The organism is Lentzea sp. CC55, assembly GCF_021056325.1.
Taxonomy (GTDB): Bacteria; Actinomycetota; Actinomycetes; order Mycobacteriales; family Pseudonocardiaceae; genus Lentzea; species Lentzea jiangxiensis.
The window spans coordinates 544,839-568,372 of sequence record NZ_JAJCXE010000019.1 but is presented as its reverse complement, the minus strand read 5'-3'; the positions used below and the strand labels follow the sequence as shown (position 1 = coordinate 568,372).

Sequence of the window (23,534 nt, the reverse complement as noted above, 5' to 3'; positions counted from 1 at the left end):
CGGGGTCCGTCACCGCCGCCGGCGCCGAGACCTCAGGTAGTCGCTGACCACAGCGGCTCCGAGCCCCTCCTCGTCGGCCGACACCACCCGGCCACCGCCCCGCCGCGCCACGATGTCGACGAACGCCGCCAGCCGGGGGTCGTCCCCCAGCTTGAACACCGAGATCGTCGCCCCGAGCCGCGCGAGCGCGTCGACCTCGTTCAGCGTCTTCGCCAACGTCCGGGGCAGCGGCGGGTAGTTGAACTCCGCGTCCCCGTCCGGTTCCAGGTGCGCCGTCGGTTCGCCGTCGGTCACCACGAGGACCACCGGCTGCGCGTCCGGATGCCGCCGGACGTGCCGCCCGGCCAGCAGCAGCGCGTGGTGCAGGTTCGTGCCCTGCTCCCACACGCCTTCCAGTGCCGTCAGCTGACCGATGTCCACGGTCTCGGCGTAACGCCCGAAGGTCACCAGCTGCAACGCGTCCGTCCGGAAACGGGTGCGCACGAGGTGGTGCAACGCGAGAGCCGTGCGCTTCATCGGCACCCAACGCCCGTCCTGCACCATCGACCAGGAGGTGTCCACGCACAACGCGACGGCCGCACGTGTCCGGTGCTCGGTCTCGGACACCTCGAGGTCCACGACGTCCAGGGACGTCGAGCCGGAGCGCAGCACGGAGTTGCGCAGCGTTCGCGGCACGTCCCACGGCTCGGTGTCGCCGAACTGCCACGGCCGCGTCGACCCGATCAGCTCGCCCGCGGCGCCGGCCGACGACGTTTCGCGCGACCCCTGCGACGAGCGCAGCTGGTCCACGACACCGCGCAGGGCCGTTTCCCCCAGGCGCCGCAACGCTTTCGGCGTCAGCTTCAGGGAGCCGTCGGGGGCGCGCTCCACGATGTTCTGCGAACGCAGCGCCTTCTCCAGCTCGGCCAGCCGGCGGGCGTCGACCGTGGCCGACTCGCCCAGCTGCCGTTCGAGCGCCTCGAGGTCGATGTCCTCCAGGCGGGCGCCGGGGTAGGACTGGGAGAGCTGCTCGGCCAAGGCGTCGAGCTCGGCGAGGTCGGCCATCGCCTGCGCGCCCTCGCCGAGACCCAGCGGGTCCTGGCCGCGGAAGCGCGCGGACGACGTCCAGTCCTCACCGGGGCGCAACCGCTGCAGCAGCGAGTCCAGGGTGGACAGCGAAGAGCCGATGCCGCCGAAAGCCTGCTGGGACAACGCGGACAGCTCGGCGCGCTGCTCCTCGGTCATCGAGTTCATCATGCGTTGCGCTGCGGCCGAGCGGGCGGCCAGCGCGTCGATGAGCTCGTCGACGTCGCGGGGCTTCTCGGGGAAGAACTCGCCGTGCTTGCGCATGAACTCGTCGAACTGGCGCGGCGTGTCCGGCGAGCCGGCGGCGTGCGCCTCCAGCAGCGAGTTCAGGTCGCGCAGCATGCGCTGGATGCGCTCGACGTCACGCGAGTCCACGTTGGACAGCGCTTCCTTCATGCCCTGGAAGCGCTGGTCCAGCAGCTCGCGGCCGAGCAGGTCGCGGATCTGCTGGAACGCCTCGCGGGCCTCCTGCGAACGCCAGTCGTAGGACGACAGCTCCTGCACCGCCGCGGCGGTGCCCGGCGGCAGGGCGTCGAGCTGGGCCTCGCGGAAGCGCGCGTCGTCGGACGGGTCCGGGAACAACGCCCGGCGTTCGGCTTCCAGAGCCTTGCCGAGCAGCTGCGCGACCTCGGTCAGCGTGCCGTCCAGCCGGTGCCGGCGCTGGATGGCGGACCTGCGCTGCCACAGGCGCGACGTCAGGTCGTCGAGGCCGCGGGTGCCGTCGACGCCGCGGCGCAGCAGTTCGCGCAGGGCGGACGACGGCGACGCGCCCTCCATGATCTCGCGGCCGAGCTCGTCCACGGCCGCGCGGAGGTCGACGGGCGGCGCCAGCGGATCGGCGCCGCCGCCCCAGCGTCCGTAGCGGTATCTCATCCGTACACCGATCGGTCGTCGTCGGAGGAGTTGTCCTTCGACAGGTGGCGAGTCAGGTAGAGCGACTCGAGGGCCAGTTCCACGGCCGACGCGATGCGTCCGACGGGGTCCTTCGGGCCCGCGCCCAGGCGGGCGGCCACCTCGTGCAGGACGGGCAGCTCCGGCAACGCCGCCAGCAGGTCGCCCGCGTGCACGCGGTCACCGGTCGCGACGGGGTGGCCGTCCGAGACGGCCTCGGCGAGCGCGCGGAGGTTCAGCCCGGCCAGGCGGGCGCGGGCGGTGTCGGCGATCGAGCGGCGCAGCAGGTGCACGAGCACCTCTTCCTCGCGGCCCTCCTCCCCCGCCTCGAACTCGAGCTTGCCGCGCAGCACGTCCGGCACCGACTCGAGGTCGACCGGGCGCGCGATGGCGGGCGTCTCGCCGATCAGCGCGGACCGGCGCAGCGCCGACGCGGCGACGGTTTCCGCCGCCGCGATCGCGAACCGGGCCGAGACACCGGAGCGCTGGTCGATCGACGACGACTCGCGCAGGTGCCGCACGAACCGGGCGATGATCTCCAGCAGGTGGTCGCCCACCTCGGCGACGAGCTCCGCCTCCTGGCGGACCATGTCGACCTCGGCGTCGACCTCCAGCGGGTAGTGCGTGCGCACCTCGGCGCCGAAGCGGTCCTTGAGCGGCGTGATGATGCGGCCGCGGTTCGTGTAGTCCTCGGGGTTCGCGGTCGCCACGAGCAGCACGTCCAGCGGCAGCCGCAGCGTGTAGCCGCGGACCTGGATGTCGCGCTCCTCCATGACGTTGAGCAGCGCCACCTGGATGCGTTCGGCCAGGTCGGGCAGCTCGTTGATCGCGATGATGCCGCGGTGGGCGCGCGGGAGCAGGCCGTAGTGGATGGTCTCCGGGTCGCCGAGCGAGCGGCCCTCGGCGACCTTCACGGGGTCGACGTCGCCGACCAGGTCGCCCACGGACGTGTCGGGCGTCGCGAGCTTCTCCGCGTAGCGCTCGTCGCGGTGCCGCCACACCACCGGCAGGTCGTCGCCGAGCTCCGCGGCACGCCGCCGCGACTCCGGGGTGATCGGGTCGAGCGGGTGCTCGCCCAGCTCGGAGCCCTCGATGACGGGGGTCCACTCGTCGAGCAGCGAGATCAGGGTGCGCAGCAGCCGGGTCTTGCCCTGCCCGCGCTCACCGAGCAGGACGACGTCGTGGCCTGCCAGCAGCGCGCGTTCGAGCTGCGGCAGCACCGTGCGGTCGAAACCGACGATGCCGGGCCACGGGTTGCGCCCCTCGCGCAGGGCCGCGAGGAGGTTCTCCCTGATCTCGGTCTTGACGCCGCGCGGCAGGTGCCCGGCGGCACGCAGTTCGCCCGCCGTGCGGGCCAGGTTCTGGGTCACGCGGTCGACGCTACGCACCGAATCCGGACCCGTCGATGTGGAGCAACTCCAGGCGCGGCCGGACGCCGTGCGCCAGAATGCGGGGCGACATGAGTAGCAGCGTTGATTTCAGGTGGGCCCCATCACCGGCGGACTGGCGTGCCAGCCTGCGCGCGATGGTGCCGATGTTCAGGTGGGCGCCGTGGTTCGCGCTCGTGTTCGCGGTGATCTCGCTCGTGCTGCTGTTCGGCTTCGAGGACACGGTCGTCGTGGCGGTCTTCGGCCTGGTGTGCGCGCTGGTCATCGGGTTCATGGAACCGGTCGCGGTGTGGTGGCGCTTCTCGTCGGACGAGATGATCAGCCGGACCGTGGTGGGCAGTGCCGACGACCAGTCGTTCCGGATGGCGGTCGGGCGCTCGATCCGCGAGGAGATCGTCTGGGAGGAGCTGCCCGGCTGGACCGAGACCCGGCAGGGCTTCGTGCTGGACACCCTCGGCGAGGGCGCGGCGTCGCTGTCGGTGCCGCACCGGGCGTTCGCGTCCGACGAGGACCTGACGTCGTTCCGCGCGCTCCTGCGACGGCACATCGGCCCGGCGAAGTAGGTGCCTCTGATCGGGCACACCGGGTGGGGCTCCCGGCACCCGGCCACGTAATCTCGTCGGGTGTCCTGTGCAAGTGCCACGCTGGTCGTGTGGACGTCGGGTTGGCTGCACGGTCTGGCGGCCGCCGACGACGTCCTCGACGCCCTGCACACGTGGGCCGAGCAGCACGAGGTGGTGGCCGACGACGACGGCACCGCCACGGCGCTCGACCTCCCCGGTCCCGACGAGGCCCCGGTGGGCCCCGCCCTGCTGCTGGCCGCCCTGCGGCGCGCGGGCGCGACCTCCGCGAGGATGGTCCTACCGGTACCGGGCGACGTCCGGGGCCTCGGCGGCAAGGGGACGCTCGCGACCTGCGCGCTGCGCTCCGGCGAGGCGCTCGTGGTCCCGTCGGTCCACATCGGCCTCGTGCCGAAGATCGTCGCCGACGGCGTGATGCGCTGGACGGTGTTCGACCTGCCGTCCTCCACGGGCCTCGAGCACATCCCGATCGGCGAGGCCGAACACGGCCTGGGCGCGGCCCTGCGCGGCGCGACGGCCGCCCTGGCCGCCCTCGACGTGGCGAAACACCGCCCGAACGTGCGCAAGGAGATCGCCGACCTGGCCGCGGAGAACTCCGCGCTGCCCTGGCCCGACGCCATGCCGCCCCGTGCCCTGCGAGTGCTGCAGCGCGCCGCGGAGGTGGACGCGATCGTGCAGGTGGCGCGGTCCGACTCCCCCGGCGGGGCGCTGTCGGCGTCGGCGATCACGGCCCGCACCGAGGCGCTGCGCCCGGTGTCGGAGGCCGTGCGGCGGGCGCGGTGCGCGGCGGTCGACGAGGCCGTGCGCGTGCTCGCGGACAGCGGCGCCGGCCGGCACTGACGTTCGCCAGGAGCTGATCCCGCGGGTCCGCGCTGACCCGAACGAGTGGTTCTCCTCCCGCTGTCCCCCCTGACCCGGCAACTCCCCCGGAACTGTCGGTGGCGCCGCATAAGGTGCCCGGTGGGGAGGACGCGGGATGGAGGACGTCGACCAGCGCCGGTCGAGCACGGCACCCCGGTACGCGGGCGCCCTCATGCTGGCCGCCGTCGCCGGGCACCTGCTGTCGGAGACGGCCACGGGCTCGCTCACGACGTGGCAGTCGTGGGTGCTCTACGGCATCGGTGCCACGCTCCTCGTGCTGTCCGCGTCCGCGATCGACCGGCTGAACCAGCTGGCCAAGCGCATCCGGTTGCGCTGGGTGGTGTTCACGGCCGTGCTGCTGGTCGCGGCGGGCGTGATCGCGCTCGCCGGGCCGCCGGTGGTCGCCTACGGGCGGGTGCTGCTGCTCGGCTGCCCCCAGCCGACCGAGGTGCGCGTGCTGACGTCGAAGGACGCGGCGCCCGCCTTCGGGGAGGTGGCGCGGAAGTTCGAGCTGCGGACGGCGGCGGAGAACCACGGGTGCCGCACGGCGCGGCTGTACGTCTTCTCGGCGGCGGGCGACCAGGGCGCGGTCGCCCTGCGGTCCTCCTGGTCGTCGCAGGCGCTGCGGGAGATCGGGCCGCACCCGGACGTGTGGGTGCCCGACTCGACCGCGGAGACGGCCGAGGTGGTGCGCCGCACGAGGGGCATCGGGTCGGCGGTGCACGTCGAGCAGGGCGGGCCTGTCGCGTTCTCCCCCGTCGTGCTCGGGGTGCCCGCTCAGGAGGTGCGGGGCGGCGTCGTCGCCACACCGGCGACGTGGGGCGAGGCGCTGACCGCCGTGACCGGGGCGGCCATCCCGGTCGCCAGGCCGAACCCGCTGGTCGCGACCGACGGCAGGCTCGCCACGACGGCGCTGTACGAGTCGCTCGACCCCGCCGTCGTGGAGCGCCGGGTCGAGGAGGCCGACCGGCCGCGACCGGGTGCGGCGATGATCACGACCGAGCAGGTGCTGCTGCGGTACAACAGGACGAGCTGCGCGCGGAAGCCGTGCCTCACGGCCCTGTACCCGGCGGACACCTACCTCGCCGACTACCCGGTGAACCTGGTCTCGTGGGACGCGGCGGACGTGTCGAACCACGCCGCCCGCGGGCCGGCGAGGCGGTTCCAGGCCTGGCTGGGCACGCAGGAGGGCATGACGGCGCTCAACGCGGCCGGGCTGCGTCCGGCGGCGCAGGCGGCGGGCGCCGAGTTCCGCGAGGAGCTCGGCGTGCGGGCCGGTCTGGCGCTCGACCGCGCCGAGGCCGTCCCGGACGAGGCGGCGCAGGCCTCGTTCCAGAAGAGGTACGAGCAGGCCAAGAGGGACGGCCGCGTCTGGCTCACGCTCGATGCGTCCGGGTCGATGACCGAGCCGACGCCGACCGGGGAGACGCGGTTCGCCGTGGCGGTCGACGGCGTCGCCAAGGCCCTCGCCCAGATGGGTCCGAAGGACACCTACGGCCTGTCCGTGTTCAGCGGCACCGAAGTGCGGCCGCTCATCCCGGTCGGCCGCCGCGACAAGGAGGCCGCGGCCGCCGCGCTGAGCACGGTCCGGCCGTCCGGGGGCACGCCGCTGCACCAGGCGGTCGTCGACAGCCTCGACCGGATCGGCGCCGACGACGCGGGCCACGTCGGCGCGGTGATCGCGCTGACCGACGGCGAGGACACGACGAGCCCGCAGACCCGGCAGGAAGTCGTGGACGCGGTGCGGCGCAAGGGGATCCGCGTGTTCGTGATCGCGGTCGGCGGCGCGAGCTGCGCGACGCACGCGCTGACGGCGATCACGGACGCGTCGGGCGGCGAGTGCCGCGACTCGACGACCGACACGCTCGGGGACGACCTGGCGGCCCTGTTCCGCCGGGTGTGGGGAGGAGCCGGATGAGGTGGTTGCGGCGCACGTGGGCGGCCTTGCCGAGACTGGGCCCGCCCGGCGTGGTCTGGGCGAACCGGTCGTGGCTCGCGATGGGCGTGGCCGTCGGCATCGTGCTGACGATCCTGTTCACCAACGGGGTGCAGCCGCTCTTCCGCGAGTCGACGGAGTGGGAGAAGGGCAAGCTCGTCGTGCTCAGCGGCCGCGACCAGAGCGACGGCGGCCAGCGCAGCGCGTTGATCAAGCAGTGGAACGCCGAGCACCCCGAGCACCCGGCGGAGATCGTCGAGCTGCCGGTGGAGGCGGACGGGCAGCGCAGCGAGATGGTCGCGAGGGCCAAGGAGAAGACCGGCGCCGTCGACGTGTTCAACCTCGACGTCACGTGGACCGCCGAGTTCGCCCACTCCGGCCACCTGCGGCCGTTGTCCACAGTGGACACGAGCGGGTTCCTGCGCCGCCCGCTGGAGAGCTGCCGCTACCAGGGCGTGCTGTGGGCGTTGCCGTTCAACACGGACGCGGGCCTGCTCTTCTACCGCAAGGACCTGGTGCAGGAAGATCCGTTGGAGCTCGACGACATCACCAAGACCTCCACCCGTGTGCTGCGAGCCTCGCAGGACACCCGGCTCACCGCGGGCTACGCGGGCCAGCTCGCCGACTACGAGGGCCTCACGGTCAACGCCCTGGAGCTGATCTGGGCGGAGAAGGGCGACGTCGTCGACGAGACCGGCAAGGTCGTGATCGACTCCGAACGGACCCGCCGCGCCCTGCGCTGGCTCGCCGACGGGCTGCGGGGTGAGCGGCCGGTGGTGCTGCCCGAGTCCCGTGAGCAGAGCGAGCAGCTCACGACCCAGGCGTTCCGCGACGGCAAGATCGCCTTCATGCGCAACTGGCCGGTGGCCCACCGCATCCTGCAGGGCAACCAGGACGAGTCGGCGGGCCGCCCGCGCATCGACTTCGAGGTGACGCAGCTGACGGGACCGAGCGTGCTGGGTGGCCAGAACCTCGCCATCTCGGCCACGTCCACCAAACCCCGCGCCGCCCAGGCCCTCATCGAGTTCCTGACCGGCCCCCGCAGCCAGCAGATCCTCTTCGAACGAGGAGGGCTCGCCGCCACCCGCGGCATCGTCTACCAGGACAGCCGGATCGCCACCCAGCACCCGTACGCCGGCACCCTGCTGGACGCCATCGAGGACGCCCGGCTGCGCCCGGTGACCCCGTACTACTCGCGCTTCAGCGACGAGTTCCGCGCGGTCATCCGGTACGCCCTCGACCACGACGGCGCCCTGCCGGGCAACGCCGAGCAGGCGCTGACCGCCGCCTTGCAGGGCCGCTAGGGCCGCACGGGCCTCTTCACCGGCTCGCAGCACAGCGGCGCGCAAGGAGCCCCGTTCACCGTGCACCCGGCCGAGGTGAACGACGAGAGCTTCCGCGCCGGAGCCCCGGACGTGTGCTCCGCGACCAGCTCCACCACGAGCTCGGCGAAGCGGGGGTCCGCGTTCGGCGTGGCGGCGCGGGCGAACTCCATGCCCAGCTCCGCGGCACGGTCGCGCGCCTCGGTGTCGAGGTCCCACACCACCTCGAGGTGGTCGGACACGAACCCGATCGGGCACACGACGACGCCGGTGACGCCCTTGGCGTGCAGGGCGTCGATGTGGTCGACGATGTCGGGCTCCAGCCACGGGATCTGCGGCGGGCCGGACCGCGACTGCCACACCACGTCGTACTCGGTGACGCCCAGCTCGGCGGCCACCAAGCGGGACGCCTCGACGACCTGGCGCGAGTAGCGGAAGCCGCCCTCGGAGGGCGGGCCGGCGGCCTTGTCGGCCGACACCGGCACCGAGTGCGCGGTGAAGACCAGGCGGTACGCGCCCCGCAGGGACGCCGCCGCGGCACGCACGCCGTCGGCGAAGGCGGAGATGAAGAGCGGGTGGTCGAAGAACTGGCGCAGCTTCACCAGTTCGGGACCGTCCGGAACGGCCTGCAGCGCCCGCAGGATGTCCTCGTCGTACTGGCGGCACGCGGAGTAGCCGCCGTACGCGCTCGTCGGGAACACGAGCGCGCGGCGAACACCGTCCGCCTTCATCTGCGCGACGGTGTCCTCGACCATGGGGTGCCAGTTGCGGTTGCCGAAGTAGATCGGCAGCTCGAAACCGGTGGCGCGCACGGCCTCGATCGCCTCGAGGTTCAGGCGGTTGATCGGCGACACGCCGCCGAAGTGCTGGTAGTGGGCCTCGACCTCGTCCAGCCGCTCCGGCGGCACGCCACGTCCGCGGACCACGTTCTCCAGGAAGGGACGGACGTCTTCAGGACCTTCTGGGCCGCCGAACGACAGCCAGAGCAGCGCATCGAAACTCACCGCTCCATCCAATCAGACGCCCGAACACCTCACATGACGAACGCATGTGACCTCAGAGACCGAGGAAGTGCACGCCGCCGTCGACGAACACCATCGAGCCCGTGGTGGCAGGGAACCAGTCGGACAGCAGGCCGCAGACCGACTTCGCGACCGGCGTCGGGTCGTCGACGTCCCACGACAGCGGGGCCTTCTCGCCCCACATCTTCTCGAGCTCGGAGAAGCCGGGGATCGACTTCGCGGCCATGGTGCGGACCGGGCCGGCCGAGATCAGGTTCACGCGGATGCCGTCCGGGCCGAGGTCGCGCGCCATGTAGCGGTTGATCGACTCGAACGCCGCCTTCGCCGCGCCCATCCAGTTGTAGGCGGGCCACGCCTGACGGGCGTCGAAGTCGAGGCCGACGACCGACGAGCCGTGCGACAGCAACGGGCGGACGGCCTGCACGAGCGCCTTGTAGGAGTACGCGGAGACGTGCATCGCGACCGAGACGTCCTCCCACGGCGCGTCCATGAACGGCGCGCCGAGGCAGCTCTGCGGGGCGAAGCCGATGGCGTGCACGACGCCGTCGAGGCCGTCGACGTGCTCGCGGACGCGGTCGGCCAGCGTGTCCAGGTGCTCCTGGTTCTGCACGTCGAGCTCGACGACGGGCGCGGGCTTGGGCAGGCGCTGGGCGATGCGCTGCACGAGGCTCATCCGGCCGAACCCGGTCAGCACGACCTCGGCGCCCTGTTCCTGGGCGACGCGTGCGACGTGGAAGGCGATCGACGCGTCGGTGATCACACCGGTGATCAGCAGCCGCTTGCCTTCGAGCAGTCCGGTCACTTGGTCCAACCCTTTCGCAGAAAGAAGAACGGAAACTTCAGTGGCCCATGCCGAGGCCGCCGTCGACCGGCAGCACGGCACCGTTGATGTAGCCGGCCTCGTTCGCCGCGAGGAACGTGACGGCCCGCGCGATCTCGTCGGCCGCACCGTAGCGACCGGCGGGGATCTGCTTCAGCGCGGCCTCGCGGACGGCCTCGGGCAGCTCGTTCGTCATGTCCGTGGTGATGAAGCCGGGCGAGACCACGTTCGCGGTGATGTTGCGCGAGCCGAGCTCCAGCGCGATCGAGCGCGCCATGCCGACCATGCCCGCCTTGGACGCCGCGTAGTTGACCTGGCCGGGGCCACCGGTGAGGCCGACGACCGACGAGATGAAGACGATGCGGCCGAACTTCTTGCGCAGCATGCCGCGCGAGGCGCGCTGGGCGAACCGGAACGCGCCGGTCAGGTTCGCGTCGAGGACCTGGGTGAACTGCTCCTCGCTCATGCGCAGCAGCAGCGTGTCCTGCGTGATGCCCGCGTTGCAGACGAGCACCTCGACGGGGCCGTGCGCGGCCTCGACCTCGCTGAAGGCGGCATCGATCTCTTCGGAGTTCGTCACGTCGCACTTCACGCCGAGCAGGCCTTCGGGAGCGCCGGACCCGCGGTGCGTCACCGCGACCTTGTCGCCCTGCGCCGCGAACGCCTGCGCGATGGCGAGGCCGATACCGCGGTTGCCTCCGGTGACCAGAACGGACCGACTCACTAGCTCTCCCTGCAATCGCCGCTGGTTGACCGGGTGAGGCTATCGGCTACCGACAGGTAGACCGGCATCGGCGGAGCCATGTCACATCCGGGCGGGCATGATCGGGTGATGCGGGCCTTTCTCGATCAGCTTCGCCGCGAGGTCGACGGCGACGTCCTCGACGACCCGGCCAGCCGGGCGCTGTACTCGGCGGACGCGTCGAACTACCGGCACGTGCCCCGCGTGGTCGTCCGTCCCCGCACGACGGACGCCGTGGTCGCGGCCGTCGGGATCGCCGCCGAGCACCGCGTGCCGATCACGAGCCGCGGCGCGGGGACGTCCGTCGCGGGCAACGCCTGCGGCACCGGCCTGGTGATCGACTTCAGCCGGTACCTGAACGCGTTCGAGATCAGCGGCGACCGGGCGTTCGCGCAGCCGGGCGCCGTGCTCGACAAGATCAACGCCGGCGCCGGCGAGTACCTCTTCGGCCCGGACCCGTCCACGCACTCGCGCTGCACGATCGGCGGGATGATCGGCAACAACGCGTGCGGCGCGCATTCGGTGAAATGGGGCAAGACCAGCGAGAACGTCGCGAACCTGCGAGTGCTGACCGTCGACGGCCGCACGTTCGACACGACCAGTCCCCCGCCGCTCGCCCTCCCGTCGCACGACCCGGCGTGGTTTCCCCGGCTCAGCCGCCGCGTCAGCGGGTACGCGCTGGACGCCCCGACGCTGACGCAGCAGCTCGTCGGCACCGAGGGGACGTGCGTGGTGCTGCTGGGCGCGGAGCTCCGGCTCGTGCGGCGGCCGGAGCGCCGGATCCTCGTCGTGCTGGGTTTCGCGGACACCTACGAGGCCGCCGACCAGGTCACCCAGATCGAGGACGCGCTCGCGATCGAGGGCCTGAACGAGTCCCTGGTGCACGGCGTCCGCACGCGCCCCGACCTGCCGGAGGGCCGCAGCTGGCTGTTCGTCGAGGTCGAGGACCACCCGGAGCGCGTCGCCGCGATCACGAAGAACTCGATGGTCATCCACGACCCGGCGCACCAGCGGGCGCTGTGGCGGATCCGCGAGGACGGCGCCGGGCTCGCCACCCGCATGGCCGACGGCAGCGAGGCCTGGTCCGGCTGGGAGGACTCGGCCGTCCCACCGGAACGCCTCGGCGCCTACCTGCGCGACTTCGACCGGCTGCTGACCGGCTACGGCCGCCGCGGCATCACCTACGGCCACTACGGCGAGGGGTGCATCCACGTCCGCATCGACTTCGACCTGGCGAACGGCTACCGGGAGTTCCTCCAGGACGCCGCGGACCTCGTCGTGAGCCACGGCGGCAGCCTGTCCGGCGAGCACGGCGACGGCCAGGCGCGCTCCGAGCTGCTCAGCCGCATGTACCCGCCCGAGGCGATCAGGGCGTTCCGGGAGTTCAAGCACGCCTTCGACCCGTCGAACCTGCTCAACCCGGGCCGGATCGTGGAGCCGTCGAAGCTCGACGACGACCTGCGGATCCTGGTCGCGCCACCGAAGATCCCGACCCGCGCGGAGTTCGCGAGCGACACCCGGCGGTGCGTCGGCGTCGGCAAGTGCCTGAACACCCGCGGCGGCGTGATGTGCCCGAGCTACCGGGTCACCCGCGAGGAGAAGCACTCCACGCGAGGCCGCGCGCACCTGCTGTTCGAGATGCTCAACGGCGACGTGGTCAAGGGCGGCTGGCGGTCACCGGAGGTGGCCGAGGCGCTCGACCTCTGCCTGGGCTGCAAGGGCTGCAAGCGCGACTGCCCGGTCGACGTCGACATGGCGAGCTACAAGGCCGAGTTCCTGCACGAGCACTACAGGCGACGCCCGCGCCCGCGGTCGCACTACGCCATGGGCTGGCTGCCGACGTGGCTGAAGTACGGGCTGGTCACCAGGTTCACCGCGGCACTCGGCCGGTTCGCGGGCCTCACCCCCGAACGCGAGCTGCCCCGCCCCACGACGAGCCTGGTCCGCCGGCTGCGCCTGCTCGGCGAGGGCGACCCGGTGCTGCTGTTCCCGGACACGTTCACGAACTTCTTCGAGCCGGGCATCGGCCTCGACGCCGCGAACGTCCTGGCGCACCTGGGAAACCGCGTCGAGGTGCCGTCCGCGAACGTCTGCTGTGGACTGACGTGGCACTCGACGGGCCAGCTCCCCAAGGCCCGCCGGGTCGTCGAACGCACCGCGAGGGCGCTGCACCCGTGGACGAGCAGGGGCGTCCCCGTGATCGGCCTGGAACCGAGCTGCACCGCGTTCCTCCGCGTGGAGGCCCCGAAGTTGTCCGACGACCCGGCGGTGCTGGCGCTGGCGCGGGCCACCCGGACGTTCGCCGAGCACGTGGAGCCGAAACTGCCGTCGCTGGAAGGCGCGCGGGACGCCGTGGTGCAGACCCACTGCCACCAGTACGCCGAGCTGGGCTTCGAACCCGACCGCGCCGCGATGGCGAAGGCGGGGCTGAAGCCGCAGGTCGTCGAGGGCTGCTGCGGCCTCGCCGGCAACTTCGGCTTCGAGAAGGGCCACTACGACGTCTCGATCGCGTGCGCCGAGCAGGACCTGCTGCCCGCGCTGCGGGACAACGAGAACGCCCTGGTGATCGCGGACGGCTTCAGCTGCCGCACGCAGATCCGCCACACCACCGACCGCGAGCCCGTCCACCTGGCCAGCGCGCTGGCGGCCCGGTTGGGCCTCTGAGGCTTCTTTACAGTCACTTAGGCGCGTCGACACGCCCCGGAAACGGGCGCCGGGGGCGATACTGCTCCCATGCGGGTGCTGTTGGTCGAAGACGACGACGGTGTCGCCGACGCCCTGGTGGAAGCACTGCGGGCGAACGGCCACCGGCCCGCCCGCGTGCGCCGGGGTTCCGACGCGCTGATCGCCCACCGCGACGCCGACGTGGTGCTGCTCGACCTCGGCCTGCCCGACCAGGACGGCCTGGAGGTGCTGCGCAAGCTCCGCAAGATCGACCCGGTGCCCGTGCTCGTGCTGACCGCCCGCGGTGACGAGCGCACCGTGGTGCGGGGGCTCCGGCTCGGAGCGGACGACTACCTGGTCAAGCCGGTGCGGCTGGCCGAGCTTCTGGCGCGCATCGACGCGGTGGCGCGGCGCAGCGCGGCGCGGTCGCGGGAACCGGGCGACGTGGTGCGGGTGTCCGATGTGGAGATCGACCTGCAGAGCCGCCAGGTCGTGGTCGGCGGGCGGGAGATCTCGTTGACCACCAAGGAGTTCGACGTCCTCGCGGTGCTCGCGCGCAGGCCCGGCACGGCGGTGAGCCGGCAGCAGCTGATGGACGAGGTGTGGGGCAACGCGTTCGTGGCGGTGTCGCGGACCCTCGACGTGCACCTCACGCAGTTGCGCGCCAAGCTCGACCGGCCAGGGCTGCTGCACACGATCCGCGGTTTCGGCTACCGGCTCGGTGAATAGATGCGGCAACGGCTGCTGTTGGTGCTGCTGCTGTTCTCGCTCTCGGCGGTGACGGCGTTCGCGTTCCCGTTGCTGATGAGCACCGCGTCGGAACGCACCCAGCAGTTCGTGATCAGCCGCACCGCCGACCTGGACCGCTTCGCCACGCTGCCCGTGGACGTCGTGGTGTCCGAGGCCGAACGGTACGCCGAGGTCTACGGCGAGGAGATCGTGGTCGTCGACGCGTCCGGCACCCCCGTCGTCGAGTCGGGCATGAAGGCGGCGGACGTGTCGGCGCAGATCGACGCGGCGTTGCGGAACCAGCCGTCCGCGCCCGTGCCGACCGTGATGCCGTGGAGCGGCGGCGACGTGCTGTTCGCGCGGCCCGTCGGCATCGGCACGAAGGTCGCGGGCGCCGTGGTGCTGCGTGCCTCCACTCGTGTGGCCGCTTTGGACGTGGCACGGCGCTGGGCCCTCGTGCTCGCCGGCGCCCTGCTGGCGGCCTGCGCGTGCGTGCTGCTCGCGCTCGTCGTCTCCCGCTGGCTGCTGCGGCCGTTGAAGGAGCTCGACCGCGGCGTGCGGGCCGTGGCGGAAGGGCAGCGCCGCACGCACGTCGCCGACACCGCGGGGCCGGCCGAGCTGCGGGCGTTGTCGGAGTCGTTCAACCGCATGTCCGACGCCGTCGCCGAGGCCGCGGACCAGCAACGGCGACTCATCGCCGACGCCTCGCACCAGCTGCGCAACCCCATGGCGGCACTGCGGCTGCGCGTGGACATGCTGCCGTCCAACGGTTCCCTGCTCACCGAGGTCGAACGCCTGGAGTCGCTGCTCGACGGCCTGCTCGCCCTCGCCTCGGCCGAGAGCACCGCCACCGAACGCGCCGCGGGCGGCGTCGAACCCGAGCTCGCCGACCTCCGGGCCGTCGCGCACGACCGGGTCGACGCGTGGCGGGCGGCGGCGCAGGCGAAGGGCGTCACGATCACCGTCGAAGACCGCGCGCCCGGCCTCGTGCGGTGCGCGGTGTCGGACCTCGCCCAGGTGCTGGACGTGGTGCTGGACAACGCCATCAAGTACGGCGGCACCGAGGTCGTCGTCGTCTGCGACCGCGCCACGCTCACCGTGCGGGACAACGGACCAGGATTGTCCAAAAAGGACATCAAACACGCCACCGAACGCTTCTGGCGCGGCGACGACTCGCAGCGCGGCACCGGTCTCGGCCTCGCGATCGCGGAACGGATCGTCGCCGCGCACAACGGAAAGCTGAAGCTGCACACCGACAACGGCCTGGTCGTGACGGTGGACCTGCCGAAGGAGCCGCTGCTGTGAAGCGACGCACCTTCCTGCTCGGCACGCTGGCGCTGACCGCGTGCGGCACCTCGGAACCCGAAGGCACCATCAGGATCGCCGGCGGCGAGCCCGGCGGTTTCTACCACGACTTCGCCGCCCTGATCTCGCGCCTCGCCCCGAGCCCGCTCACCATCACGCCGATCCAGACCGGCGGCAGCGCGGACAACCTGAAGCACCTGCGCGAGGGCACCGCCGACATCGGTCTGACGCTGAGCGACAGCGCGCACCTGGAACCCGGTCTCGTCGCCCTGGGCCGCGTCTACGAGAACTACCTGCAGCTCGTGGTCCTCGACTCCTCCCCGTACCGCACGCCGGCCGACCTCGCCGGCAAGCCGGTCTCGCTGGGCGCGACGGGATCCGGTGCCGCGCTGCAGGGCGAACGGCTCGCGCTGGGCGTGCGGGAGGAGCACTACCCGCTGCGCAACGCCGTGGACGCGCTGAAGGCGGGCGAGATCGCCGCGCTGCTGTGGTCCGGCGGCGTGCCGACCCCGGAGCTCGACAAGGCCACCGGCATCAGGCTGCTGCCGCTGGACGGCTTCCTGCCGAGGCTGCGCCAGCAGCACGGCAAGGTCTACGAACGCGTCGACGTGCGCATGGGCGTCTACGGCTCCCCCGTCGACATCCCGACGATCGGCACGCCGAACCTGCTGGTGTGCCGCCCGGACCTGAGCGCGGCCTACGCGGGCGCCGTCGTGCGGATGCTCGTGGGCAAGGCGGCGCAGCTCGTGCCGCAGCAGGCGCTCGGCACCCAGTACCTCGACGTGCGCAGCCTCATCGACACGGGCAAGGTGCCGCTGCACCCCGGCGCGGCGGCGGAGTACCGGAGGCTGCACGGATGATCAGCACCATGGCGTCGATCTCCCTGGACGGGTTCTTCGAGGGCCCGGGCCACGACATCGACTGGCACCACATGAGCGACGAGCTGCACAGCCACATCAACGCCGAACTGGCGCGGTTCGGCACGTTCGTCAACGGCCGCCGCAACCACGAGCTGATGCTCGCCGCCTGGCCGCACGCCGAGGACCACCCCGAGTGGCCGCGGGCGATGCTCGACTTCGCGCCGATCTGGCGCGACACCCGCAAGATCGTCTACTCGCGCACGAGGCGGTTCACCGACTGGAACACCGAGACGCGCACCGAGGTCGACCCGGACGAGATCCGCGCGCTCGAGGGCGACGTCATGGTCGGCGGCAACGAGCTGTTGCAGACGTTCTTCGAGCACGACCTGGTCGACGAGGTCCGGCTCTACGTCAACCCCGTCGCGATCGGCGCCGGCACGCCGTTCTTCCGCAAGCCGAACGCCCTGGCGCTCAAGGGCACCAGGGCGTTCGGCAACGGGGTCGTGCTGCTGACCTACGGAAGGCGTTGACCCAGCAGCAGAGCGGCCGCGGCGGCGAACATCGCCGTCAGCGTGCCGAGCAGCAGCCACGGTTTCGACGCGTCCGCCTGCTTCTTCTCGTAGCCGATCTGCTCGCCGAGCGTGTCGTAGACGCGCCGCAGCTCCTCGGCCGAGGCGGCCTTGAAGAACTCGCCGCCGGAAATCTTCGCGATCTCCTTCATGGAGTCGTCGTCGACGGGCACGGACTGCTGCCGGCCCTCGATGTCGACCACGCCGTCCTCGGTGCCGAACGAGATCGTGGAGATCGGGATCCCGGCCTTCTTCGCGTCCTCGGCCGCGTCGAACGCCTTGCGGGTGCCGACGGTCTCCTTGCCGTCCGTCATCAGCACGATGCGGGCGGGCGGCGGGCCCTCGGCGCCGCCGACGACCTTGCCGAACGAGTCGATCGAGGCCATCGCGGCCACCAGCGCGTCACCGGTCGCGGTCGACTGGGCGAGCTTGAGCCCGTCGATCGACTGCGAGACGGCGGCGCGGTCGGTGGTCGGCGCGACCAGCACGGTGGCCGAGCCGGCGAACGAGATCAGGCCGAGGTTGATGCCCGGCGTGAGACCTTCGGCGAACGACTTGGCGGCCACCTGCGCGGCCTCCAGCCGCGACGGCTTCACGTCCGTCGCCTTCATCGACAGCGACACGTCGACCACGAGCATGACCGTCGCGCGGTTGCGCGGCACCCGTTGCTCGGAGGTCGGCCCGGCGAGGGCCACCGTCAGCAAGGCCAAGGCCGCCAGCAGGAACGCCGCCGGGACGTGCCGCGACCAGCGGTCCCTCTTGGGCGCGACCTTCTCCAGCAGCTCCAGGTTCGTGAACCGGAGCAGCCGCTTGCGGCGCAGGTGTTGCGCCTGCACGTACCCGAAGGTCAGCGCCGCGACGCCGATCAGCAGGAAGAAGAACCCCGGGGCGGCGAAGTCGGAGAAGCTCATGCGACACCCCCGGACCAGCGGCGCTTGCGCGCCACCACGAATCGAACCGTGTCCGCGATCCAGTCCGAGTCGGTGCGCAGCACCAGGTGCCCGGCGCCCGCGCGCCGCAGCCCCGCCGCCACCTCGGCCCGGTGCTCGGCGGCCGCGGCGTTGAACTCCTTGCGCAGCAACGCCGACGCGGTCACCTCGCGCTGCCGCCCGCTCTCCGGGTCGGACAGCACGACGGTGCCGACCTCGGGCAGGTCGACGTCGCGCGGGTCGACGACCTCGATGGCGACGAGGTCGTGCCGTGCGGACAGGGCCCGCAGCGGTCGCTGCCACTCCACGTCGCCGAGGAAGTCGGAGATCACCACGATCAGGCCGCGCCGGCGTGGAGGCCTGCGCAGCTGCTCCAGCAACGCCGCCAGGTCGCCGCGCGTGCCCTCCGGCGCCCGGGGCGTCTCGGCGATCTTGCGGATCATGCCGCGCGCGTGCGCCAGCCCACCGCGGGCGGGGATGCGGATGTTCTCCGCGCCCGTCGAGACCGCGGCGCCGATGCGGTTGCCGCCGCCGCGCGTCAGGTGCGCGACCGCGGCCGTCGCGGCGATGGCCAGGTCGCGCTTCTCGCACGCCGCCGTGCCGAAGTCGAGCGACGGCGACAGGTCGATGGCGAGCCACGTCTCGAGCTCGCGGTCCGCGACGGTCTCGCGGATGTGCGGGACCGTCGTGCGCGCGGTGACCGCCCAGTCCATCCGGCGCACGTCGTCGCCGGGCTGGTAGGTCCGCGCCTCGCCGGGCTCGGTGCCCGGTCCCGGGACGAGACCGAGGTGGTTGCCCTGCAGCAGGCCGTCCAGGCGGCGCCGGACGTCGAGCTCGAGCATGCGCAGGGCGGCCTCCATGCGGACACCGCGCAGCACGGGCGGCGCCCACGAAGGGCGCTCCTCGGTCTTCTCCCTGCTCACTGCCTACCAGCCGGGACCGGCGGCTGCTGCGGACGGGCCGACACCTGCGGCAACGGCACGATCTGCAACACGCGCGTGATGATGTGGTCGATCGGCACGCCGTCGGCCAGCGCGTCGTAGGACAGCACGAGGCGGTGGCGCAGCACGTCCGGAACGACGTCCACGACGTCCTGCGGGAGCACGTAGTCACGGCCGCGCACGAGCGCGAGACCACGCGCGGCGGCGATGATGCCGAGCGACGCGCGCGGCGAGGCACCGTAGGCGACCCAGCCGGCGACGTCGGTGAGGCCGTGCTCGGCGGGAGCCCGGGTCGCGATCACGAGGCGCACCACGTAGTCGACGAGCGCGTGGTGGACGAAGACGCGCGACGCCACGCCCTGCAGGCGCACCAGCTCCTCCGGGGAGAGGACCTGGTTCGGCGTGGGTGCCTCGACGCCCATGCGGTAGACGATTTCGCGCTCTTCCTCGGCCGTGGGGTACTCGACCTGGATCTTGAACAGGAACCGGTCGCGCTGCGCCTCGGGCAGCGGGTACACGCCCTCGTTCTCGATCGGGTTCTGCGTCGCCAGCACGAGGAACGGGTTCGGCATCGGGAAGGTCCTGCCGCCGATGGACACGTGCCGCTCGGCCATGACCTCGAGCATCGCCGACTGCACCTTGGCGGGCGCGCGGTTGATCTCGTCGGCGAGCACGAAGTTCGCGACGACGGGGCCGAGCTCGACGTCGAACGCCTCGCTGGACTGGCGGTAGATGCGGGTGCCGAGGATGTCGGCGGGCACCAGGTCGGGCGTGAACTGCACGCGCGAGAACGAGCCGCCCACGACACGGGCGAACGTCTCGACGGCGAGCGTCTTCGCGACGCCCGGCACACCTTCGAGCAACAGGTGGCCCTTGGCCAGCAGACCCACGAGCATCCGCTCGACGAGCCGGTCCTGGCCGACGATCACCCGCTTCACCTCGAACACGGTGCGTTCGAGCAGCTGGGCGTCACGAGCCGGGGTGACGGGCGCCGATGCGTTCGGCGTTGCCTCGGCGGCGGGCTCGGTCACGTGCGGGCCTCCATGCGGAACAGGGTTTACCGATCGTGGAACAGTCTTACTCCCCGCCTGTTCAACCGCTGTGAAGGGTGTCCAGGTCGGCGGGCGTGTCGACGTCCTGGGCCTCACCGGGCAGAGCGGGCACTTCGACGGGGTGGAGCTGCGAGAGAGTCTTGCGCAGCGGCAGGTTCCGCGGATCCCCGGGGAGGGCCTCGCGCAGCTGCGCGGTGTTCCAGAAGCCGATCAGCCACTGGGCGCGGTCGTCCCTGAGCACGGCGTTGCGCCCCGCCGCCCGCAGCCGGGCGATGGTGTCCTTCGTGAGGCCGGGCTGGTCGACGGCGAGCACCGCGACCCACTCCTCGGTGACCTCCGCGAGTCCGGCGGCCAAGCCGGCGAGCGGTCCGCCGCCGGGCGGGTCCTCGCGCGCCCAGACCACGCCGGGCAGGTCCTTCTCCGGTCCCACGACGACCTTCCGGCTCGCGTCGTCCACAACGGACAGCACGTGGTCGAGCAGGGTCGCGTCCCGGAAGGACAGCGCGGCCTTGTCGACGCCGCCGAGCCGTTCGCCCCTGCCGCCGGTCAGGACGATCACCGCGTACGTCATGCCCGGCCTCCGATGTGCGCCGCGACGCCCTCCAGGAACAGGTGCAGGCCGAAGTCGAAGTCGGCGTCGAGGTCGTCGACGTCCTGCACGTCGTCGAGGTCGAAGACGCCGGCGGCGACGACCTCCGCGAGCGCGGGCATCCGGCGGGGGTCGACGATCTGGCGCAGCCGCTGCCCGTACCGGTGGCCGAACTGGCCGGGGTCCTGCTCGAACCCGCTGGCCAGCGTGACGCCCAGGCGTGCTTCGCCCTGCACGAACGTCGACAGCCCCATGACCACGCCGACCTTCTCCGCAGGCTCGAGCGGCGTGTCGTCGAGGGCGGTGAGCGCGCGGTCGAACCAGGCGAGGTTGCGCGGCCCGGAGGGCGGTCCGCTGACCGGGATGTGCAGGAACCACGGGCGCCGGCGGATCGCCGCCAGCACCGCCTTCGCCCAGAAGCCGAGCTTGTCGCGCCACTGTCCGTCCGGCAGCGGCGGCGGGTCCTCCATCGCCTCGTCCCACATGAGCGCGAGCAGTTCGTCCTTGCTCTTCACGTGGCGGTAGAGCGCCATCGTGGCGTTCCCCATCTCCTGCGCGACGCGGGCCATGGACACGGCGGCGAGGCCCTCGGCGTCCGCGATCGCGATGGCGGCCCGCGTGATGTCGGCGGCGTCGATGGTCGGCTTGCGCCCCCTCTTCATGCCCTCTAGTCAAACAGATGCGTATGCCATACGCTAATTCACATATTGCGTATCAGGTACGCATAAAGGGGGTTCGATGATCGTCGAGACAGAAGGTCTGACGAAGAGGTACGGCACCCGGACGGTGCTGGACGGGCTCGACCTGGGGGTGACCGAGGGATCCGTGCTCGCACTGCTCGGGCCGAACGGCGCGGGCAAGACGACCACCATCCGCATCCTGAGCACGCTGACCAGGCCCGACGGCGGTTCGGCGCGGGTGTGCGGGTTCGACGTCGTGCGGGAGGCCGCGGACGTCCGCGGCGTGATCAGCCTGACCGGCCAGTACGCGGCGGTCGACGAGGAGCAGACCGGCCGCGAGAACCTGGTCATGATCGCCCGCCTGCACCGTCGCACCAGGCCGGCGGCACGCGCGCGGGCGGCCGAGCTGCTGGAGCGGTTCGGCCTGGTGGACGCCGCGGACCGGCGGGTGCGCACCTACTCCGGCGGCATGCGCCGGCGCCTGGACCTCGCGATGAGCCTGGTGGCGAGGCCGCGGCTGCTGTTCCTGGACGAGCCGACCACCGGCCTCGACCCGGTGAGCCGCACGACGACGTGGGACGCGATCGGCGACCTCGTGCGCGACGGCGTGACGATCTTCCTCACGACCCAGTACCTGGAGGAGGCCGACCGCCTCGCCGACCGGATCGTCGTGCTGCACAACGGGGGCGTCGTCGCGGACGGCACCGCGGACGCGTTGAAGAACTCGGTGGGCGGCACCCGGCTCGACCTGACCTTCGCGAGCCGGGAGGAGGCCCTGCGGGCCGGGTCCGTCGTCGGCGGGCTCGCCGACGGCCCCACCCTGGGCCTGCCGTCCGACGGCAGCGCCGCGCACCTGCACCGCGTCCTGGACGACCTGCTCGCCGCACGGATCCACGTGCTGCGCGTGGCCACGCACCGGCCGACCCTGGACGACGTCTTCACGACCCTGACGGCGGTGGCGGCGTGAGCGCGGCGGCGACGATGGTCGGCCGCAGCATCCGGCTGAGCCGCCGCAACCTCGACACCGCGATCATGGCGGTGGTGCTGCCGGTGCTGATGATGGCGCTGTTCGTCTACGTGTTCGGCGGCGCGATCAGCTCCGTTCAGTCCTATGTGGACTACGTGGTGCCCGGCATCGTGGTGCTGTGCACCGGCTACGGCGCCACGTCCACCGCGATGCCGGTGGCCGACGACGTGCAGAAGGGCGTCGTCGACCGGTTCCGCTCGATGCCGATCAGCGGCTTCAGCGTGCTGACCGGCCACGTGGTCGCCTCGGTCGCCCGCAACGCCCTGGCGACGTTCGCGGTCGTGCTCGTGGCCCTGCTGATGGGCTTCCGGCCGACGGCGTCGGCCGGCGCGTGGGCGCTCGCGATGGGTCTGCTGCTCCTCTACGTGCTGGCGCTGTCCTGGCTCGCCGCGGGCTTCGGCGTGATCGCCCGGTCCGTCGAGTCGGCGAGCCTGCTCGGGTTCTTCATGCTCTTCCTGCCCTACCTGAGCAGCGCGTTCGTCCCGGTGGCGACGATGCCGCCCTGGTTGCGCGCCGTCAGCGAGCACCAGCCGATCACCCCGGTCGTCGAGACCGTGCGCGCCCTGCTCACCGACCAGCCCGTCACCTCGGCCCTGCCGGCCCTGGCGTGGTCGGGCGGTCTGCTGGTGGTGGCCTTCACCTGGGCCACGTGGCTGTTCCGGCGGATCAGCTCCCGTTGAGGTGGACCGCGTCGAGGCGGGTGAGCTCCCCGGGGGTGAGCCGCAGCTCGCCCGCCTCGACGTTCTGCCGCAGGTGCCCGGGATCACCGGTGCCGGGGATGACCAGCACGTGCGGCCCTCTCGCGAGCGTCCACGCGAGCCGGACCTGCGCGGGCGAGACGCCCCGGTCGCGCGCTATCGCGGTCACCTCGTCGTCTTCGGCCGACGTGCCGGCCTCCTGGTTCGCTCCGGCAAGGGCGAAGAACGGCACGAACGCGATCCCCCGCTCCCCGCAGACGCCGAGGAAGTCGTCCTGTTCGGGGTGGTGCCCCAGCCCGTAGGAGTTCTGCACGCACACGACGTCCGCGATCCGCTGCGCCTGGTCGAGGTGGTGCGGCTTCACGTTGGACAACCCCAGGTGCCTGATGAGACCGGCTTCCCGGAGCTTCGCCAACGCCTCGAAGTGCGCGCTCACGTCGTCGAGCCCGCTGACCCGCAGGTTCACCACGTCGAGGTGGTCGCGGCCGAGTTGCCGCAGGTTCTCCTCGACCTGGCCGCGCAGCTGCCCCGGCGTGGCGAGCGGCAGCCACTCCCCCTGCGGCGTCCTCCCGGGACCGACCTTGGTGACGACGACCAGGTCCTCCGGGTACGGCGACAGCGCGCTGTTGATGAGCTCGTTGGCCGACCGCGTGGCCGAGAAGTAGAACGCGGCCGTGTCGACGTGGTTGATCCCGAGCTCCACCGCTTCCCTGAGGACCCGGATCGCCTGCCCGCGGTCGCGCGGCCGCGCGGCGGGGTCGAACGCCGTCCCCTCCTGCGGCAGGCGCATGGCGCCGAACCCGATCCGGTTCACGGTGAGGTCACCCAGTCGCCACTGCACCCCTGCACTGTGCCAGCCTTGG

The 23,534-nt window shown here is 72.2% G+C and carries 22 protein-coding genes; 11 read left to right on the top strand and 11 right to left on the bottom strand.

The features are described 5' to 3' along the window. Positions 1-9 precede the first annotated feature (9 nt). Positions 10-1,938, bottom strand: a complete 1,929-nt coding sequence (locus tag L6E10_RS14445) for a VWA domain-containing protein (protein ID WP_236220016.1) — start codon at positions 1,936-1,938, stop codon at positions 10-12. Continuing rightward, positions 1,935-3,326 (bottom strand): sigma 54-interacting transcriptional regulator, encoded by a 1,392-nt coding sequence (locus tag L6E10_RS14440; protein WP_236220015.1) that lies wholly within the window; start codon positions 3,324-3,326, stop codon positions 1,935-1,937. Before L6E10_RS14440 ends, L6E10_RS14445 begins: the two co-directional genes overlap by 4 nt. A 155-nt stretch (positions 3,327-3,481) precedes the next feature. Here L6E10_RS14440 and L6E10_RS14435 point away from each other — a divergent pair, with 155 nt between their 5' ends. From L6E10_RS14435 to L6E10_RS14420, 4 genes are all read left to right on the top strand, one after another. Further along, positions 3,482-3,907, top strand: coding sequence for a YcxB family protein (locus L6E10_RS14435; RefSeq protein WP_236220014.1), 426 nt, complete (start codon positions 3,482-3,484; stop codon positions 3,905-3,907). Between the two features lie 60 nt (positions 3,908-3,967). Beyond that, positions 3,968-4,765 carry a hypothetical protein gene (locus L6E10_RS14430; protein ID WP_236220013.1) on the top strand — a complete coding sequence of 266 codons (798 nt, stop codon included), beginning with the start codon at positions 3,968-3,970 and terminating at the stop codon, positions 4,763-4,765. Between the two features lie 136 nt (positions 4,766-4,901). Continuing rightward, positions 4,902-6,704 carry a VWA domain-containing protein gene (locus tag L6E10_RS14425; protein WP_236220012.1) on the top strand — a complete coding sequence of 601 codons (1,803 nt, stop codon included), beginning with the start codon at positions 4,902-4,904 and terminating at the stop codon, positions 6,702-6,704. Next, the gene (locus L6E10_RS14420; protein ID WP_236220011.1) at positions 6,701-8,026 is read left to right on the top strand and encodes an extracellular solute-binding protein; all 1,326 of its coding nucleotides are present in this window, start codon (positions 6,701-6,703) and stop codon (positions 8,024-8,026) included. Before L6E10_RS14425 ends, L6E10_RS14420 begins: the two co-directional genes overlap by 4 nt. On the opposite strand, the gene L6E10_RS14415 is transcribed toward L6E10_RS14420, so the two are convergent. From L6E10_RS14415 to fabG, 3 genes are read right to left on the bottom strand one after another with little or no spacing between them, the layout of a single operon-like run. Then, positions 8,023-9,048, bottom strand: coding sequence for a ferrochelatase (locus tag L6E10_RS14415; RefSeq protein WP_236220010.1), 1,026 nt, complete (start codon positions 9,046-9,048; stop codon positions 8,023-8,025). The two genes, L6E10_RS14420 and L6E10_RS14415, sit on opposite strands and share 4 nt — an antisense overlap. A 52-nt stretch (positions 9,049-9,100) precedes the next feature. Continuing rightward, a complete protein-coding gene (gene fabI, locus L6E10_RS14410; RefSeq protein ID WP_030471460.1) occupies positions 9,101-9,868 on the bottom strand; it encodes an enoyl-ACP reductase FabI in 768 nt (255 codons plus the stop codon). Between the two features lie 37 nt (positions 9,869-9,905). Beyond that, positions 9,906-10,610, bottom strand: a complete 705-nt coding sequence (gene fabG, locus L6E10_RS14405) for a beta-ketoacyl-ACP reductase (protein WP_236220009.1) — start codon at positions 10,608-10,610, stop codon at positions 9,906-9,908. A gap of 108 nt (positions 10,611-10,718) precedes the next feature. Here fabG and L6E10_RS14400 point away from each other — a divergent pair, with 108 nt between their 5' ends. The 5 genes from L6E10_RS14400 (at position 10,719) to L6E10_RS14380 (ending at position 16,716) form a co-directional block, all read left to right on the top strand. Then, positions 10,719-13,292, top strand: a complete 2,574-nt coding sequence (locus tag L6E10_RS14400) for an FAD-binding and (Fe-S)-binding domain-containing protein (RefSeq protein ID WP_236220008.1) — start codon at positions 10,719-10,721, stop codon at positions 13,290-13,292. Positions 13,293-13,361: 69 nt separating this feature from the next. Continuing rightward, positions 13,362-14,021: a response regulator transcription factor gene (locus L6E10_RS14395; protein WP_236220007.1), complete on the top strand. Its 660-nt coding sequence runs from the start codon at positions 13,362-13,364 to the stop codon at positions 14,019-14,021. Next, on the top strand, positions 14,022-15,326 hold the full coding sequence (locus L6E10_RS14390) for a HAMP domain-containing sensor histidine kinase (RefSeq protein WP_236220006.1): 1,305 nt from the start codon (positions 14,022-14,024) through the stop codon (positions 15,324-15,326). After that, positions 15,323-16,186: a TAXI family TRAP transporter solute-binding subunit gene (locus tag L6E10_RS14385; RefSeq protein ID WP_236220005.1), complete on the top strand. Its 864-nt coding sequence runs from the start codon at positions 15,323-15,325 to the stop codon at positions 16,184-16,186. The genes L6E10_RS14390 and L6E10_RS14385 overlap by 4 nt, the downstream gene beginning before the upstream one ends. Beyond that, the gene (locus L6E10_RS14380) at positions 16,183-16,716 is read left to right on the top strand and encodes a dihydrofolate reductase family protein (RefSeq protein WP_236220004.1); all 534 of its coding nucleotides are present in this window, start codon (positions 16,183-16,185) and stop codon (positions 16,714-16,716) included. Before L6E10_RS14385 ends, L6E10_RS14380 begins: the two co-directional genes overlap by 4 nt. On the opposite strand, the gene L6E10_RS14375 is transcribed toward L6E10_RS14380, so the two are convergent. The 5 genes from L6E10_RS14375 to L6E10_RS14355 all read right to left on the bottom strand — a co-directional run bounded on the left by L6E10_RS14375 (position 16,701) and on the right by L6E10_RS14355 (position 20,928). Continuing rightward, positions 16,701-17,666 (bottom strand): VWA domain-containing protein, encoded by a 966-nt coding sequence (locus L6E10_RS14375; protein ID WP_236220003.1) that lies wholly within the window; start codon positions 17,664-17,666, stop codon positions 16,701-16,703. The genes L6E10_RS14380 and L6E10_RS14375 overlap by 16 nt on opposite strands. Further along, positions 17,663-18,544, bottom strand: coding sequence for a DUF58 domain-containing protein (locus tag L6E10_RS14370; RefSeq protein WP_240010651.1), 882 nt, complete (start codon positions 18,542-18,544; stop codon positions 17,663-17,665). The genes L6E10_RS14375 and L6E10_RS14370 overlap by 4 nt, the downstream gene beginning before the upstream one ends. 59 nt (positions 18,545-18,603) lie before the next feature. Further along, positions 18,604-19,656, bottom strand: coding sequence for a MoxR family ATPase (locus L6E10_RS14365; RefSeq protein WP_236220001.1), 1,053 nt, complete (start codon positions 19,654-19,656; stop codon positions 18,604-18,606). Between the two features lie 61 nt (positions 19,657-19,717). Then, a complete protein-coding gene (locus tag L6E10_RS14360; protein WP_236220000.1) occupies positions 19,718-20,248 on the bottom strand; it encodes a molybdenum cofactor guanylyltransferase in 531 nt (176 codons plus the stop codon). Next, positions 20,245-20,928 carry a TetR/AcrR family transcriptional regulator gene (locus L6E10_RS14355; RefSeq protein WP_236219999.1) on the bottom strand — a complete coding sequence of 228 codons (684 nt, stop codon included), beginning with the start codon at positions 20,926-20,928 and terminating at the stop codon, positions 20,245-20,247. The genes L6E10_RS14360 and L6E10_RS14355 overlap by 4 nt, the downstream gene beginning before the upstream one ends. Before the next feature lie 76 nt (positions 20,929-21,004). On the opposite strand from L6E10_RS14355, the gene L6E10_RS14350 reads away from it, so the two are divergent. Together L6E10_RS14350 and L6E10_RS14345 are read left to right on the top strand one after the other, a co-directional pair. Continuing rightward, positions 21,005-21,913 carry an ATP-binding cassette domain-containing protein gene (locus tag L6E10_RS14350; RefSeq protein WP_236219998.1) on the top strand — a complete coding sequence of 303 codons (909 nt, stop codon included), beginning with the start codon at positions 21,005-21,007 and terminating at the stop codon, positions 21,911-21,913. Continuing rightward, complete coding sequence (locus tag L6E10_RS14345; RefSeq protein WP_236219997.1) at positions 21,910-22,653, top strand: ABC transporter permease; 744 nt, start codon at positions 21,910-21,912, stop codon at positions 22,651-22,653. Before L6E10_RS14350 ends, L6E10_RS14345 begins: the two co-directional genes overlap by 4 nt. On the opposite strand, the gene L6E10_RS14340 is transcribed toward L6E10_RS14345, so the two are convergent. Next, a complete protein-coding gene (locus tag L6E10_RS14340; protein ID WP_308102787.1) occupies positions 22,640-23,512 on the bottom strand; it encodes an aldo/keto reductase in 873 nt (290 codons plus the stop codon). The two genes, L6E10_RS14345 and L6E10_RS14340, sit on opposite strands and share 14 nt — an antisense overlap. Positions 23,513-23,534 lie beyond the last annotated feature (22 nt).